Source organism: Candidatus Avelusimicrobium caledoniensis (assembly GCF_902756455.1).
Taxonomy (GTDB): Bacteria; Elusimicrobiota; Elusimicrobia; order Elusimicrobiales; family Elusimicrobiaceae; genus Avelusimicrobium; species Avelusimicrobium caledoniense.
In genome coordinates this window covers 39686-53835 of sequence record NZ_CACVRB010000001.1, presented here as the reverse complement: position 1 = coordinate 53835, position 14150 = coordinate 39686, and the positions used below count along the sequence as shown (strand labels likewise).

Genomic DNA, 14150 nt, shown 5'->3' with positions numbered 1-14150 from the left:
AAAAAAAACGATAATAAAGGAACAGTAAAAAAATATTAAGGAGCAATAATATGAAAAACAATAAGGCATTTACGCTCATTGAATTACTTGTCGTTGTGCTCATCATCGGTATATTAGCCGCGGTGGCGTTGCCGCAGTATAAATTTGCGGTGGCCAAGACCCGGCTTGTGCAGCTCGTCACTGCAGGCCAAACGATTAAACAAGCCGAGGAACGCTACTACCTAGCCAACGGAACTTATACAACCGACTGGACGGAACTGGATGTAGATTTTGCAGGTACTTATCAACAAAACTCGCGCACCTTTACCGCTGAAAATAAATGGAGGGCTGAATTAGGTACGGTATGGGTTGCTTTGTGGAGTGAGCACGTACAAGGTTTACGATTGTATTTTATGTGGGATAATACAGCGCATACAGGACGTAGGGTCTGCTATGCTATTAAAGAAAATTCACAAGCCAATGAACTATGCAAACAGGTTACAAAAAACACTTCGCTCGGCTCTGACGGGATGTGGTACTTTTATAACTTTTCAAACTAATTCCCTTCTGTAAATTCTGCTTTAGGGAAGTAGTGTTGCAGAATCGTTTTGTAATCTTGGCCCGCGTCGGCGCGTCCGGCCGCGCCTGTTTGGTCAAAGCCCACGCCGTGGCCCCACCCGCCGCCGTAAAATACAAAATATTTTAACTTGCGGTTTTCGTAATTGGGCTCTACGATAAAATAACTACTGCGCAACATCCCCAAACTTAAATTGTTTCGTATGACATTTTCTTTATTAAGCGTTACGCTGCCCTTTGTACCTTTAACGAGCAAGCGGCTTACGTAGCCCGATTTGCCGCGGCGTAACGGGATAAGGGCTTTAATCTCGCCGATGTCTTTTTTCTGGCGTTTAATCACTTCGCGCAGTTCCTTTTCTTCCACCACACGCACCCACCGAAACGCCGCCATACTTACGTTTTTGTCGTAGCGGCTGTATGCGTCGTGGTAGTATTGGAGCAAGTTTTTAAAGTGATAGGGCTGTAAGGTGGAAAAATCAAAATCTTTATAATCAGACACCGGGTGTAAATACGGCGTATCACTCCAACCCGCGTCTTTAGAGCTTTGCGTAATGCCGCCGCAGTTAGCCGAAAATACGCTCTCAATCGGTTTGCCGTTATATAGCAACACTTCACCAATAGTAGATTCTACCGCCGCGTTGGCGCGTTCGCTTTCCGCGCTTACGCCGCCGTAAACTTGGCAGTTTTGCGTGTCACACAAATCATAACCGTACGATTTGTGTTTACCTAAATGTTTCAGCGCATACGTGCGCGCCAAAACCGCTTGCGCCCGGAGCGCATCCATGGGAAACTGCACCGGCATTTCAGATGAAATAACGCCTTGCAAATACTCATCCACCGTCAGCACATTGATAGGCACAAGCGTATTTAGGCGGGTGTTATGCACGATTTGCAACTTACCGCGGTACTCTTTATCGTCCAAACTGGCCCACGTCATGCCCGCGCCGCTCATCAGTTGTTTGACTAAAATGGTGTGTCCTTCTCCGGCGGTGTGTGAAATGGGACGAATCGTTACCGATTTGTGAAACGGAATTTTTTTGCCCGCGGGTGATTGCAAATATGTTTTTCCGTTTTCCAGTAGTGCCGTCCAATTTTCTTTGGCGTTACCGCGTAAAATTTCGTTTCCTTTGTCATCTTGGATAACAAATACATGCGACGGCACAAATTGTAAAGTAGTGCGTTGGGGGGGACGACCGTTGGGGTTCATCCCTAAGCCAACTTTAATTTCTTGCGGATATTTTTTGCCGTCGGGAATAATCATCATTTTAACTAAGGTGTGGTCTTTGCGTGTTTTTCCGGCAGTGAGTTCTTTTTCGGAACGGGTTAATTTGGGTAGTAACCGCGCTAAGGCGTTACGCACGGTGTCGTTTTTTTTCTCTAACGTATAAATCATGCGGTATTGGCGGTAGGCCTCGTTGTAATCGCGCGTTTTTTCCAACGCGTTTGCATAGTGCATTTTGGCTTCAATAAATTGGTGGTCATACTCCGAGGCCACTTTAAAATGTTTGACCGCTTTTTTGTAATTGTTTTCTTCTTCGTATAAAAGCCCTAATAAATAGTTGGACAGGGCCGTGTGTACTTTGCCGCGCGTAGCCAGTTTTAAATTGTTCTTAGCCAGTTTTTTTTCGCCCATGCCGATTTGCGCCCGGGCCAAATTGATGTGTAATAATTCCGCGCGGCCGGGCTCTTCGGACAGTTGGGAAAGTAGCATTTCCGCGGCGGCATATTGTCCGTCGGCCAAATACGCTTCGGCGGCGGTTTGGATAATCTCGCTGTCTTGCGGATAAGCGCGGTAAGCGGCGGTAGCGATATCAACGGCCAGTTTGGAATTATTTTGCTCCATGGCGATAAATGCCGCATTTAAAAAAGCTTCCCGGTCGGATGTTTCTTTGGAAATATCCACATACGCGTTTAGTGCTTTTTCCGGTTGGTATGCAAAATACAACCCGGCCGCTTCTTGCAATTTATCGGCGGTTGTCTTCTCTTGCGCCGACGCGTACGTGCCCGCAAAAAGGAATAATAAACTAATTAAAACGGCTGATTTATGCATATCGCTTTTATTTTATCATATTACCGTCGGGCCGGTTTTAGTATAATTTAAATATGATACCTACTTGGCTTAAAGAAATGGTGGGAAAAAATAAAGCCGCCTTGCGTTCATCCACGGCTCTGACGGCGGAAGATTCTATTTCCCGCCACGCTTTACACACGGTTTGTCATGCGGCAAAATGCCCCAACCGGGGGGAGTGTTTTAACTGCGGCGATGCGACTTTTATGGTACTGGGCGAGCGTTGCACGCGCGGTTGCCGCTTTTGCGCGGTCTCGCGCGAAAAACCACTACCGCCCGACGATACCGAGCCGGAGCGCGTGGCCCAAGCCGTTGATGAGTGGCACATCCGTTACGCCGTACTTACCATGCCCACGCGGGACGATTTACAAGACGGCGGAGCCGGACACTTTGCCCGCGTGATACAAGCTATCCATACGCGCACGCCCGACGTAAATGTAGAGCCGCTGATCTCCGATTTGAAAGGTGATGAAAACGCCTTGCATACTATCTTAGATGCGCGGCCCGACGTGCTCGCGCATAATATAGAAACGGTGTCGCGTTTATATGGATCGGTACGGGTCGGCGCGCAATATACGCGCACGCTTGGCGTATTAGAAAACAGTAAAAAGTATGCTCCGCACATTTTTACAAAGTCCGGCTTTATGGTAGGACTGGGCGAAACGGAAGAAGAAATACGCCAATTATTAAAAGATTTGCGCGGTGCGGGTGTAGATTTAATTACGATAGGACAGTATTTAGCCCCGTCAAAAAATCACTATCCCGTAGCGCGCTACCCCGAGCCGGAAGAATATAAAAGGTGGGAAGAATATGCCTTATCTTTAGGTTTTAAAGGGGTAGCCAGCGGGCCGCTTGTGCGTAGCAGTTACCGGGCGGGTGCGTTGTACCAAGCGGCGTGTTTACAAGCGAAATGTGAACAAATTAAGCCGGATAAAGTATAATAAACTTATGCAAAAACAACTTGGAATTTTGGTTGCGTTATTGTTTTTAGCCGCTTGTGCCGAAATACCGGCGTGGTGGAATCCGCGCGGCACGGCGGGTACAACCCAAAAAGCTCCGGTCGTTTCGTCCGAGCCGAGCAAAAACCGGGTCCAAACGCCTAGCGAGCCCGTGGAGTTAGATCTTTCCCTGCAAGATGAAACGTACGAAGAAATGACCATTACGCCCTTGCAAGATGAGGAAGAAGAAAACGACTCCGGCGATGCGTCCGCCCAAAGTGTCGTTCCACCGGAAGATGAACTTCCCGTCCCCAGTATTTTAGAAGAATAATTTTGACTGTTTTACTTTACAGCACACAACCCGTTGCGTTGTGTGCTTTTTTTATGCCTTTTTACCGTCCAAGAAAAATAAAACTTGACATCGTTTTTTTTTTTGCTACATTTTGTTTAATGATATGGCACGTAGTAAAGGAGAATAAAATTATGCAAAGAGAAAATAAAAATAAAAAAATGTCATTCCCAAAATTTTGGCGGCCCGCAGGGTTCAGGAATCTCAACCTTGTTGCTGTTTCGGAAAAAGGAGTAGATCCCCGACAGAAACATTCGGGGATGACACCCTTTTTTGATAACAGCGTAAAAGGATTTACCCTCATTGAACTTCTGGTCGTCGTCCTTATTATCGGTATTTTGGCGGCGGTGGCATTGCCAAAATACGAGCAAGCCGTAGCCAAAAGCCGGTTAGTGCAAGCATACACCCTTGCTAAAGCTATTAAAGATGCAGAGGAAGTGTATTATTTAGCTAATGGTGCCTATACGGCAGATTTAGATATGCTTAATATAGACATCGGGCCGGTATCGGCTACCACCTCTCAATCAAATTGGTTAAGCGGTGTCATACAATCTACCAATGCAACCATAGAATTATCTTTTAATGTAGGAAACGGATTTAACCCGCGGGTATTAGTTGGAACACCACGGGTAAATAATGAAACTTGGTCGCGGGGGTATATCACTTATTATTTTGATAATCCAACACCTGGAGATACTCGTAGTGGCATACATTGTTCAGGTAATACAGACGTTTATCAAAAAGCTTGTAAATCTATGGGGGGAACATATATAGGGAAAGAAGGAAGCGGACACAAAGTCTATCAACTTCCTAATTAGCCAAGCAACTCGTCCATATCGGGGTAAATATCATCAAGCGACTGATAAATTTTAAACGCGCGTTCACGCACGAACGTATCGGGCTGTTTGATTTGCGGCACGACGCACGTGCGAAGCCCTGCGCGGATAGCGGCCGTAGCTCCGGCTACGGAATCTTCAAACGCCAGACATTGCGCGGGCGACGCATTTAACCGGGCCGCGGTGGTTAAATAAATTTCCGGGTCGGGCTTTGTTTTGGTTACGTCGTCTGCCATAGTAATAACGGAAAAATATTTTTTAATGCCTTTTCTTTGTAGCATTTCTTCCGCCCATTTGCGAATATTGGAAGATGCCACCGCCAGCGTAAAACCGCGGTTTGCAAAATATTCCACCGCTTCCTTAGCGCCGGGCCGAAAGTTAATTTCCCCGTCGCGCGCTAAATAATCTTCAAACTCTTTTCCCGTTTGCTGATACAAAGCGGGTACGTCCACGGTCCCTTTATAATAATTATCAATAATTTGTTTTGAATCGGCCGGACTCATTCCCACGCATTGTTCAAACAGTTCAAAGGGAAATTCTTTTCCCCATTTGCGTGCGGCACGTTGGTAGCAGATGAAATAAATCATCTCCGTATCCAACAAAAGCCCGTCCATATCAAAAACGATGTGCGTAATCATACAAATATTGTATAAATTTCGCTACCTCGCCGGGTAGCCCGCTTATTTTATATAATATAGTTACTTATGAAATACGGTATGAATTTTCAGGATATTATATCCGCTTTGAACACGTATTGGACGAAACAAGGATGCATCCTTGTCCAACCCTACGACGTAGAAAAAGGAGCCGGTACCTATAACCCGGAAACTTTTTTCGGCTCGCTAACGGCTAAACCCGTTAACCGCGCCTATATTGAGCCCTGCCGCCGCCCCGCTGACGGCCGCTATGGCGAAAACCCCAACCGCTTGGGTAAGTATTATCAATATCAAGTAATCATGAAACCTGCCCCGGCTAATATCCAAGAACTTTATTTAAATTCGCTAAAAGCCATTGGGTTGGACCCCAAAGAGCACGACGTGCGCTGGATAGAAGATGATTGGCAATCGCCCACGTTAGGGGCCTCCGGCGTAGGTTGGGAAATTTGGCTAGACGGTATGGAAATCACGCAATTTACGTACTTTCAAAATATGGCCGGATATGCCTTAAACCCTATCACGGTAGAAATTACTTACGGATTAGAGCGTATTGCGATGTATTGCCAAAAAGTAGATAACGTCTTTGACGTGCGTTGGAACGACCAAGTTACCTACCGCGACGTACACCACGAAGGTGAACGCCAATTTTCGCATTACTATTTTGAAGAATCTAACGTGGAGCACTTGCGCCGCTATATCCAAGAATGTGAGGAAGAATGTTTGGCTCTTTGCAAAAAAGGGTTGTATCTTCCGGCGTATGATAACACGATGAAGTTATCGCACTACTTTAACATGTTAGAAGCGCGGGGGGCCATTAGCGTGTCCGACCGCACGAATAACATCACCAAGATCCGCAATTTGGCTAAAGCGTGTGCCAAAGCGTATGTGGAGAGTGTAGAGAAGAAAGAGGAGGCCGCGAAATGAACGCTTTATTGGAAATCGGAGTAGAGCACTTGCCCGCGCGGTTTATGAAACCGGCTCTGGCGCAACTGGAAAAATTAGCCGCTGATTTACTGACGGAAAAACGCATTTCGTATGAGCGTATCCACGCGTTTGGTACGTACCGCCGCTTGGTGGTGGAAATTGTCAATATCGCAGATAAATCGGCCGACGTGCAAAAAGAAGTCAAAGGGCCGCCCGCCAAATTATTAAAAGACGCTAACGGCAATTTCACGCCGCAAAGTGCCGGATTTGCACAAAAAAACGGACTTGCGCCGGAAAAATTAACCGTCGTAGAAACCGACAAAGGGCCTTTTATTTACGCCAAAGTAAAAATCAAAGGCGAAAAAACCGCCAAACTCTTGCCGGAAATTTTTACGCGGTTAGTAACGGGTTTAGAGTTTGCTAAAAATATGATTTGGGAAGAATCGGGCCTTCGCTACGGACGCCCGATCCGCTCGCTCATCGGTTTGTACGGAAACAAAGTCATTAAGTTTACCGTCGCGGGTGTAACGTCTAACCGCAACACGTATCCGCTATCTTCTTTCGGGCGCAAACCGATTAAAGTAGCCACCGCCGACGCGCAAGCGTATGCCGAACTTTTGCGCAACCAACCGCAACCGATTTTGGTCATGCCGCAAGAGCGCAAAGACGCGCTTATCAAAACGGTGTCTAACGAAGCTAAAGCGCGTGGTTACCGGGCCGATTTGGACGAAGATTTGGTGGAAGAAACCGTTTGGTTTACCGAACATCCGGTGGCGGTCAGCGGGGACTTTGAAATTAAGTTTTTAACACTGCCCAAAGAACTCATTACCACCGTCTTAAAAAAGCAAATTAAAATGTTCCCGGTGCTTAACGCCAAAGGCGAGTTGCAACCGTATTTTATCGCTGTTCGCGACGGTATTTCGGTCAACCAAAACGAAGTACGTGACGGGTTTAAAAAAGTAATGTCCGCGCGTTTATCCGACGCGGTGTTCTTCTTTGAAAACGATAAAAAAGAAGGCCTTGAAACCTTTAAAAATAAACTCAAAAACATTCAATTTTTAGAGGGGCTTGGCTCGCTGTATGAAAAATCGGCCCGCACGCAAGCACTTGCGTTGTGGCTGTGCGAAAAGACGGGCCAAACCGCACTTAAAGAAACGGTAGATTATGCCGCTTCGCACGCGTATGCCGATTTGGCCAGCCATGTGGTGTATGAGTTCCCCGAATTACAAGGATATATGGGCGGGCAGTACGCCGCCTTAGAAGGCCATAAAGACGCCGCTAAAGCGATGGAAGAGTTTTACTATCCGCTAACAAGTACCTCTGCCTTGCCGTCGGACAAAGCGGGGCAACTGGTTAGTTTAGCAGGTAAAATAGATACACTCGTTGGCAACTTCTTAATCGGGCAAATTCCGACGGGAAGTGAGGACCCCTTTGCCTTGCGCCGCCAAGCGTTTGGCGCGGTGCGCATCTTGTTGGAAAACGCGCTGCCCGTTTCTTTAAAAGAATTGGTGGAAAAATCGCGCGCGTTGTATCCGGCGGGAACGGCAGACAAAGGCACCCAAGAACTGCCCGCGTTTTTAAAAGCGCGTGTGGCCTTAGTGCTTGAACAGCGCGGACACCAAGCCGGTATGTTAGAGGCAGTTTCTAACTGGTATGAAATGCCGCTTGCGCAAGTGGAAGATCTGGTCAGCGCATTGGAAACCGTCAAGACCGATGCGGCCTTTGGGGCCGTGTTGGAAGCCGCCAAACGCGTAAATAATATCCTTAAAAAAGCCGATTTTACGCCGGGGCCCGCAAAAGAAAATCTTTTGGAACTTCCGGCGGAAAAAGCGCTTTTTGAAACGGTGCAAACCGTAGAAAAACAAGTGGCCGCTTTACCGCAAACAACGGATAAAAACGGTTATTTAAACCGCTTAAAAACGTGCACGGCGTTCCAAACGCCGTTGGAAACTTTCTTTAAGGAAGTCATGGTCAACGCCGAAGACGCCGCCGTGCGCAATAACCGCCTTGCCCTACTGGCGCGTGTGCGTGCGTGTTTAGCGCAAACAGGCGCAGATATTACCAAGTTATAAACTAAAATTCGCCCAAAAACTAACCCCCGGTTCTATCGGGGGTTAGTTTTTTCTTAATCAATCTTTAGAAAGCAACCGGATGGCGAAAGTATTTTGTCTTTTTGGGTTTCAATGGTTTCAATAACTCTTGCATATCTTTTAGATGTTGATACCTTTCACTCCACCGGTACGTATGGGACAGTTCATCCTGAATTTGTTGCCAAGCGTTCAACCCCGCATTATTTTCAATAGCCGGGTCTGCCCCCGCCTGATACAAAGCATCAATCACCACAAATCTGCTTTCCTCCGGAGATGTTATCGCTATATGTAAAGGCGTATTGCCTTGAGCGTCTTGAGCATTGACATCCGCTCCGTATTCTTTCAAAAAAGGTATCATTTCAGCATAACCATGATACGCTGCTTTATGGATGGCCATAGGAGCACCATATTCATCAAAAACCTGGTTAAAGTCTGCGTTTCTGTCTGCGAAGAATTGTAACATTGCAGCCATCGCTTCCTCGTTAACATTGAGTTCATAATAAAAGAATAGTTGTAAAACCTCGTTGATATCGGCTCCATAATTATCAATCAGGTTGTCCGCCAGTTCAAACTTCTGCTCCCGTATGAAGGTAAACAAAAATGAATTAATTTGGCGCAAGCCTGAATGGTCCAGCAGTATGGGTAAGGTTTCCTCATTGTAGTGGCTGTGGTAGAACAGATCTTCGCTCAGTAATCCTGGGTCGCTAGCCATAGGCAAGAACTTTTTAAGGATAGAGGGATAGTTACCGGAAGCTTTTACAATGGTCGAAACATCCACCCCTAACGTCTGCAGGTAATTGGCCGTTGCCAAACGGGAGTAAGTAGGCACGCCTTTAAGTAGGTTTTCTATAAAAGTAATTCCTTCTGGTGAATCGAAATCCTTTATCGTCTTCATCGCTGCTTGCGTCATTGTTTTAATCAAATTTTGCATATCTGTGGGAAGAATTAACACTTCGTCCTCGGTTTTTAGAGGAATAATTTTTATTTGTGGGCCCATATCCGGTTTACCGGACGCTCCGTTACCGCCGGGAATTTCCGGCATTTCAGCGGCAAGAACGGTCGGTGTTACGGGCGGTTTACGACCGCTACCGGCGGTAGCCGTCGGTAACGTAAACTCGGTTGAACCACGGGGTAATCCGCCTTCCCTAATTTCAAATTCGGGATTGTTTGCCCGTCCTGCTTCCATTATTTTCCGATCTACCAACGGGGTACTAACAAGCGGAACAGACGGAGTAGGTCTGGTAGCATTTAATGTTTCTGGGCCGGGGTTAGTTCCTATCGCGGGAACATGGATGCTAGGCGTATTAACGGCCGGATTCGTGGGCGTGCCCGGAACGGAAATTATGCCACGTCCCATATTTTCTACAACGCTTGTGCTACTAAGACCTGCTTTCAAATTGCGTCCGGCATTGCCGGCTCCCTCTGCTAATGTTACGGGAGCTTTGCCCGTTGCCGATTTAACGACGTTTTTTACTATTTTGCCTTTTTGTGCAAAGGACGCAGACGGCACTAAAACGAGTGCGGCTGCGAGTATCATGTGTGCGGCGATCAAATTAGTATGTTTCATTGATTTTCTCCTAACATAATTTCTTACACCATTAGTATATAAAGATTTATCGGTTAAAAAACAGGGACAAAAGACCTAAAAGACAAATAGGTCTTTGGGATATTCAAATAGCATAAAAAAATATATTTTTTTGCATTTTCCCGACGGAAAAAATAATTTTAAAATTACCCCTTGACAAATTTCACTTTTCCATTATACTAACAGTATGGTTGTACATCCGCAGGCAGTTGGGTGTCAGGCCGTTTGAGGGTGTCCGTGAGATGGCACTCGTTGGCAGATGCCGGTTGCTGGTGAGCTGTGCGTGCGGGCCTTGTTTAGATGTGGCTGTCCGGTCGTTCCGGTGGTCGTGGTTTAGGCGGGGTGTGCGTGTGGTTGGCTGGCCGGGTGCGTTCGGGTGGTGCGTTGTGTATGTGCTCGGGCGTGCGGAAAGGATCAGGTATCTGTGGTGGAGCGTGGTTGTTGGCGGTGGTTGGTTGCCGCGTGCTCCGTGTGGGTTCTGTGCCCGGTTGATGAGTTGCTTCGGCTGGGAGGATGAACCGGAGGGCTTGGCTTAAATCCCGCGGTTGCCTGCAAGCAGTGCATGCAGTAAAGGAGTAATGATGAAGGAAGAAAAGTAGACCCCTCGGTTGGATAAACCGGGGGGCTTTTTATGATAAACTTTGTCAAAAAAAATAATTATTTATTGTACAAACAAACCCCATACTCGTTACAAAGGATCTTGGTATTGTAACCCATCAAGGCGCAAAAACTCTTTCTTCCGTTTCCTATATCTGCACACATTAACTCATCTTGGCGAGAGTTCGTTTCAGATTCGGGAATCATAAACCCGGACCAACGATATTTGGGAGAATCTGAACGAAACAGGGCAGCAGATGTTCCGCCTCCGGCAATATAGGCAAACCCATACTTATCCCTCCGGCAGTCCGTGAGTGTAGGATTAAAAGATGTAGCCCCTTCGCTTCCGGTACAGGCATCTTTAAATGGTATTTCAATAGATAATTCATCAAACGTCGTGGCCCACGTACCATTTGCCAGATAATACGCCTTTTGACCCGCGTGCAACGCTTGTACCGCCACGTAGAGTTGTGTTCCGCGTGATTTCCACACAACATTCTGATATTGCGGCAACGCCACCGCCGCCAATATACCGATAATGAGTACGACTACCAATAATTCAATTAACGTAAATGCGTTGTTGCCGTTATTGAATAAAGGTTTGTCATCCCGGACACCCAAAATGCTGTCATCCCGGACTTGATCCGGGATCTCGTTGTTTATTCTAATAAGGTGAGACCCTGAATCAAGTTCAGGGTGACGTCTGTTTTTTATAACATCATTTCCTTTTTCTCTTTGCATACAACCTCCTTTGTTATATCATTAAACAAAATGTAGCAAAAAAAAAAACGATGTCAAGTTTTATTTTTTCTCTCGCTCGTCATCCCGTAGCGTTTCTATGAGGGACAACGCGAAAGGACAACATATACAGAAAGGCCCTTGTCAACCCAATGGTAACAGAGGAATATAGTAGAGGTAAGTTTATGTTATTTTGCTACTTGCGGAGTTAAAGCAGAAACAGAGGTATCTTCTTTTAAGCCAAAACCTTCGGCGGTGTGTAAGGGATACGTCAGGTACTGGTTTAAAAAACGGCGGCAGACGTTGTTGCACTTGGCAAGAGAAAGCAAATCTTCCGGCTCACTAAAAAGCAAATTACTAAATTTATCTTCGTGCATTTTTTGCCAAAATTGCGGCGTAATTTGCAAGACCGGGTGATCAAGCCCAAACCCGGCAAGCATCATCAGCCGCAACGTAAACGCCGCTTGAAACGCCGGATTAGCTCCCGCAAATTCCAGCTCGGTCAATGCTTGGTGTAACAAATCAAATTTTCCTTCGCTTGGCTGGTGAAGGGGGGTTAAACGCAACATCAGTTCGCAAAAGTGCAAGGCAAGTGTTAGGCGTTTTAAATCGGTACGAATCGCCGGGAAAACGCTGTTTGCTTTGCCGCCTGTCAGCGTACCCATTACCCCGCCGCGGCGCACATAAATACGTAAGTCCCCACAGGTAAACGGCTCGCTGAGTGCTTTTAGTTTTCCGGCGGTACGCAGGACCCCGGGCACCCGTACATTGATGCGCCCGTGCTGACGGGTATATACAGAAATTACCCGGTCTGCTTCTCTAAATTCCTGCCGAAATAAAATAATACCTGTGTCTGTAAATATCATTGTAATAAGCATAGCAAATTTGGTTACAATATGCCCGGGAAAAAAGTAGGTCCTTGGACCTATTGCATTTTATAAAAAAATTTGTTTACAATTTGAAAATGAGAGTCTTTTTAGTAGGGACGTTGGGTCTATGCTTACTACCCGCTTGCGGTTTTGCGCAAGGGGGAAAGTTTATATCCGGTTTACGTAATCCCGGAAAAGTAATAAAACCCTTTTCACCCCGTCCCGGTTTTACACCGTCTTTAACCCCACAAGTGCAACGCTTGATAAAACAAGCCGCGCCCGTTGTTAAACCGGCTGAAAAACCGCAAGAACCCGCTTATACCGTTACGAAAGTTCCCGGGCTGGGCACCATTTATTCTTTTTCTGCCATACCCGATTATTTTGTGCTGCCGGGCACGGAAGAACTTATAGCCGTATCCGCAGAAGCGACAAATCCTGCCGGTTCCCGCGAGTCGGCTTTTGAGGAAGTTTATATTTCGGGTTTAGGAACGCTCCGCTCGTTTAACGACAAACCGGACTTGTACGGTTTGCAAGTTCCTACCCGCCGCGGCCACATGGACCATTTCGTTCCTATGGATATGAAAGGGGTTGTCACCCGGCTTGTAAACTATACCCGCCAGCAGAACTTCGCTAATGCATGGGAGCAACTGGGTGGGCTGATGCAATACGACGATGTAGAGCCGCTGGCCGAACACTTGCACCAATTATACAGGGGGCAAGGAATATCGGTCTTGGACCCGGAGGGGGAGGAAGCCGTTTTTTACATGATTCCGCTAGAGGGTATGAAGTATCGGTTTGACGGGACCCTCTTACCGCTGAATATAACCGAATACGTTGTATTATTTTATCCGCAACGTAAAGTTTCGCAGTTGCTTGAACAAAGTAAAGAAACCCTGGGGAAATTCCGCTTAATAGGCAACGATCCCAAAATCCCACAAGAATAACCTTTTTGTACCCGGGATAATGACCCCGGGTTTTTTATGAGTTGCCGATATCTTTTGCAAATAATCTTCGGAAAAGATATAATAACAAAGAGGTTTTTTTAACACATTTGTAAAAAACCCTTTTAAATTAATTACAGGAGATACGTTTTTTCCAGTTCGGTTTCCGGGCCAGAATTAACGTATAAGAATAACATGTTACCGACATACAGACCTAACAAAAGAAGACGCGCTAAACACATTGGTTTCAGAGCCCGTATGGCTACCGCCGGCGGACGCAAAGTGCTCAGCGCACGTCGTGCCAAAGGCCGCCACGAACTCATTCGGGCCTAAGTTTTATGCAGCCTCAGGGTCTGCCGCCTAGTTGCCGCCTACATTTAAAGCGCGATTTTGAGCGCATCATTTTAGGCGGCATCAAACTAAAAGGAAACGGAATTGTTTTGTGGTACGGGCTCAGACAGGATAACAAGCCCGCCCGTTTTGCGGTAGTAGTTTCTAAGAAATTAGGCCCCGCGGTTGTTCGCAACCGTGCTAAGAGGTTGTTGCGGGAAGCATTCAGACTAAATAGAAAAAACTGGGCAACAGGTATAGATATAATCGTTAGCCCCAAAGACATTTCCCAACTGGGTAATTTGCACGCAGCGCAGGAAGCGCTCAAGTCAATTAGCGGTTTGCCCGCATTACCACGGAAATTGTCCGCCCCAATAAAGCCGGGGGGAAAATAAATGCAACCAATTTCGCTTCTCTGTAAAAAAATAACACTTGGCTTGCTGACGGTAACGATACTCGTCGTGCGCCCGTTGTTAGGGCCGCGCGGCGTGTGCCGTTTCACACCGACGTGTAGCCAATATGCCAAAGAAGCTGTTGCAAAACACGGCGCGCTAAAAGGAATTTACTTAGCCGCCAAACGGTTACTTAAATGTCATCCGTTCCACGAGGGCGGATACGACCCCGTACCTTAGTCTTTTCTATTCGTCTGTTCTTTCCGCTTTCCTAACTTTCGG

The 14150-nt window shown here is 46.6% G+C and carries 16 protein-coding genes; 11 read left to right on the top strand and 5 right to left on the bottom strand.

The features are described from left to right. Positions 1–50: 50 nt before the first annotated feature. Positions 51–539: a type IV pilin protein gene (locus tag ACQY2W_RS00235; protein WP_428048516.1), complete on the top strand. Its 489-nt coding sequence runs from the start codon at positions 51–53 to the stop codon at positions 537–539. Here the strand turns inward: ACQY2W_RS00235 and ACQY2W_RS00230 are convergent. After that, a complete protein-coding gene (locus ACQY2W_RS00230; RefSeq protein WP_428048514.1) occupies positions 536–2605 on the bottom strand; it encodes a SpoIID/LytB domain-containing protein in 2070 nt (689 codons plus the stop codon). The two genes, ACQY2W_RS00235 and ACQY2W_RS00230, sit on opposite strands and share 4 nt — an antisense overlap. 53 nt (positions 2606–2658) lie before the next feature. Between ACQY2W_RS00230 and lipA the strand changes: the two genes are divergently transcribed. The 3 genes from lipA (at position 2659) to ACQY2W_RS00215 (ending at position 4728) form a co-directional block, all read left to right on the top strand. Beyond that, entirely contained in the window at positions 2659–3564 is a 906-nt protein-coding gene (gene lipA / locus ACQY2W_RS00225; protein ID WP_428048512.1) for a lipoyl synthase, read from the top strand. 7 nt (positions 3565–3571) lie between these two features. Then, a complete protein-coding gene (locus tag ACQY2W_RS00220) occupies positions 3572–3892 on the top strand; it encodes a hypothetical protein (RefSeq protein WP_428048510.1) in 321 nt (106 codons plus the stop codon). 278 nt (positions 3893–4170) lie between these two features. Further along, positions 4171–4728, top strand: a complete 558-nt coding sequence (locus ACQY2W_RS00215) for a type IV pilin protein (RefSeq protein WP_428048508.1) — start codon at positions 4171–4173, stop codon at positions 4726–4728. Here the strand turns inward: ACQY2W_RS00215 and ACQY2W_RS00210 are convergent. Next, positions 4725–5384: an HAD family hydrolase gene (locus tag ACQY2W_RS00210; protein WP_428048506.1), complete on the bottom strand. Its 660-nt coding sequence runs from the start codon at positions 5382–5384 to the stop codon at positions 4725–4727. The genes ACQY2W_RS00215 and ACQY2W_RS00210 overlap by 4 nt on opposite strands. A 78-nt stretch (positions 5385–5462) precedes the next feature. Between ACQY2W_RS00210 and ACQY2W_RS00205 the strand changes: the two genes are divergently transcribed. Beyond that, entirely contained in the window at positions 5463–6326 is an 864-nt protein-coding gene (locus ACQY2W_RS00205; protein WP_428048643.1) for a glycine--tRNA ligase subunit alpha, read from the top strand. Further along, positions 6323–8398, top strand: coding sequence for a glycine--tRNA ligase subunit beta (gene glyS, locus ACQY2W_RS00200; RefSeq protein ID WP_428048504.1), 2076 nt, complete (start codon positions 6323–6325; stop codon positions 8396–8398). The genes ACQY2W_RS00205 and glyS overlap by 4 nt, the downstream gene beginning before the upstream one ends. 64 nt (positions 8399–8462) lie before the next feature. Here glyS and ACQY2W_RS00195 read toward each other — a convergent pair whose 3' ends face one another. Then, positions 8463–9983: an ankyrin repeat domain-containing protein gene (locus ACQY2W_RS00195; RefSeq protein ID WP_428048502.1), complete on the bottom strand. Its 1521-nt coding sequence runs from the start codon at positions 9981–9983 to the stop codon at positions 8463–8465. A 318-nt stretch (positions 9984–10301) separates the two neighbouring features. On the opposite strand from ACQY2W_RS00195, the gene ACQY2W_RS00190 reads away from it, so the two are divergent. Continuing rightward, positions 10302–10493 carry a hypothetical protein gene (locus tag ACQY2W_RS00190; RefSeq protein ID WP_428048500.1) on the top strand — a complete coding sequence of 64 codons (192 nt, stop codon included), beginning with the start codon at positions 10302–10304 and terminating at the stop codon, positions 10491–10493. A gap of 165 nt (positions 10494–10658) precedes the next feature. Here the strand turns inward: ACQY2W_RS00190 and ACQY2W_RS00185 are convergent, their stop codons facing one another. Further along, positions 10659–11339, bottom strand: a complete 681-nt coding sequence (locus tag ACQY2W_RS00185; RefSeq protein WP_428048498.1) for a type IV pilin protein — start codon at positions 11337–11339, stop codon at positions 10659–10661. Between the two features lie 185 nt (positions 11340–11524). Then, complete coding sequence (gene recO / locus ACQY2W_RS00180; protein WP_428048496.1) at positions 11525–12202, bottom strand: DNA repair protein RecO; 678 nt, start codon at positions 12200–12202, stop codon at positions 11525–11527. 254 nt (positions 12203–12456) lie between these two features. On the opposite strand from recO, the gene ACQY2W_RS00175 reads away from it, so the two are divergent. From ACQY2W_RS00175 to yidD, 4 genes are all read left to right on the top strand, one after another. Further along, entirely contained in the window at positions 12457–13149 is a 693-nt protein-coding gene (locus ACQY2W_RS00175) for a hypothetical protein (protein ID WP_428048494.1), read from the top strand. A 192-nt stretch (positions 13150–13341) separates the two neighbouring features. Continuing rightward, the gene (gene rpmH / locus ACQY2W_RS00170) at positions 13342–13479 is read left to right on the top strand and encodes a 50S ribosomal protein L34 (RefSeq protein WP_087287867.1); all 138 of its coding nucleotides are present in this window, start codon (positions 13342–13344) and stop codon (positions 13477–13479) included. A gap of 5 nt (positions 13480–13484) precedes the next feature. Next, entirely contained in the window at positions 13485–13871 is a 387-nt protein-coding gene (rnpA, locus tag ACQY2W_RS00165; RefSeq protein ID WP_428048492.1) for a ribonuclease P protein component, read from the top strand. After that, complete coding sequence (gene yidD / locus ACQY2W_RS00160; protein WP_428048490.1) at positions 13872–14108, top strand: membrane protein insertion efficiency factor YidD; 237 nt, start codon at positions 13872–13874, stop codon at positions 14106–14108. Positions 14109–14150: the final 42 nt, after the last annotated feature.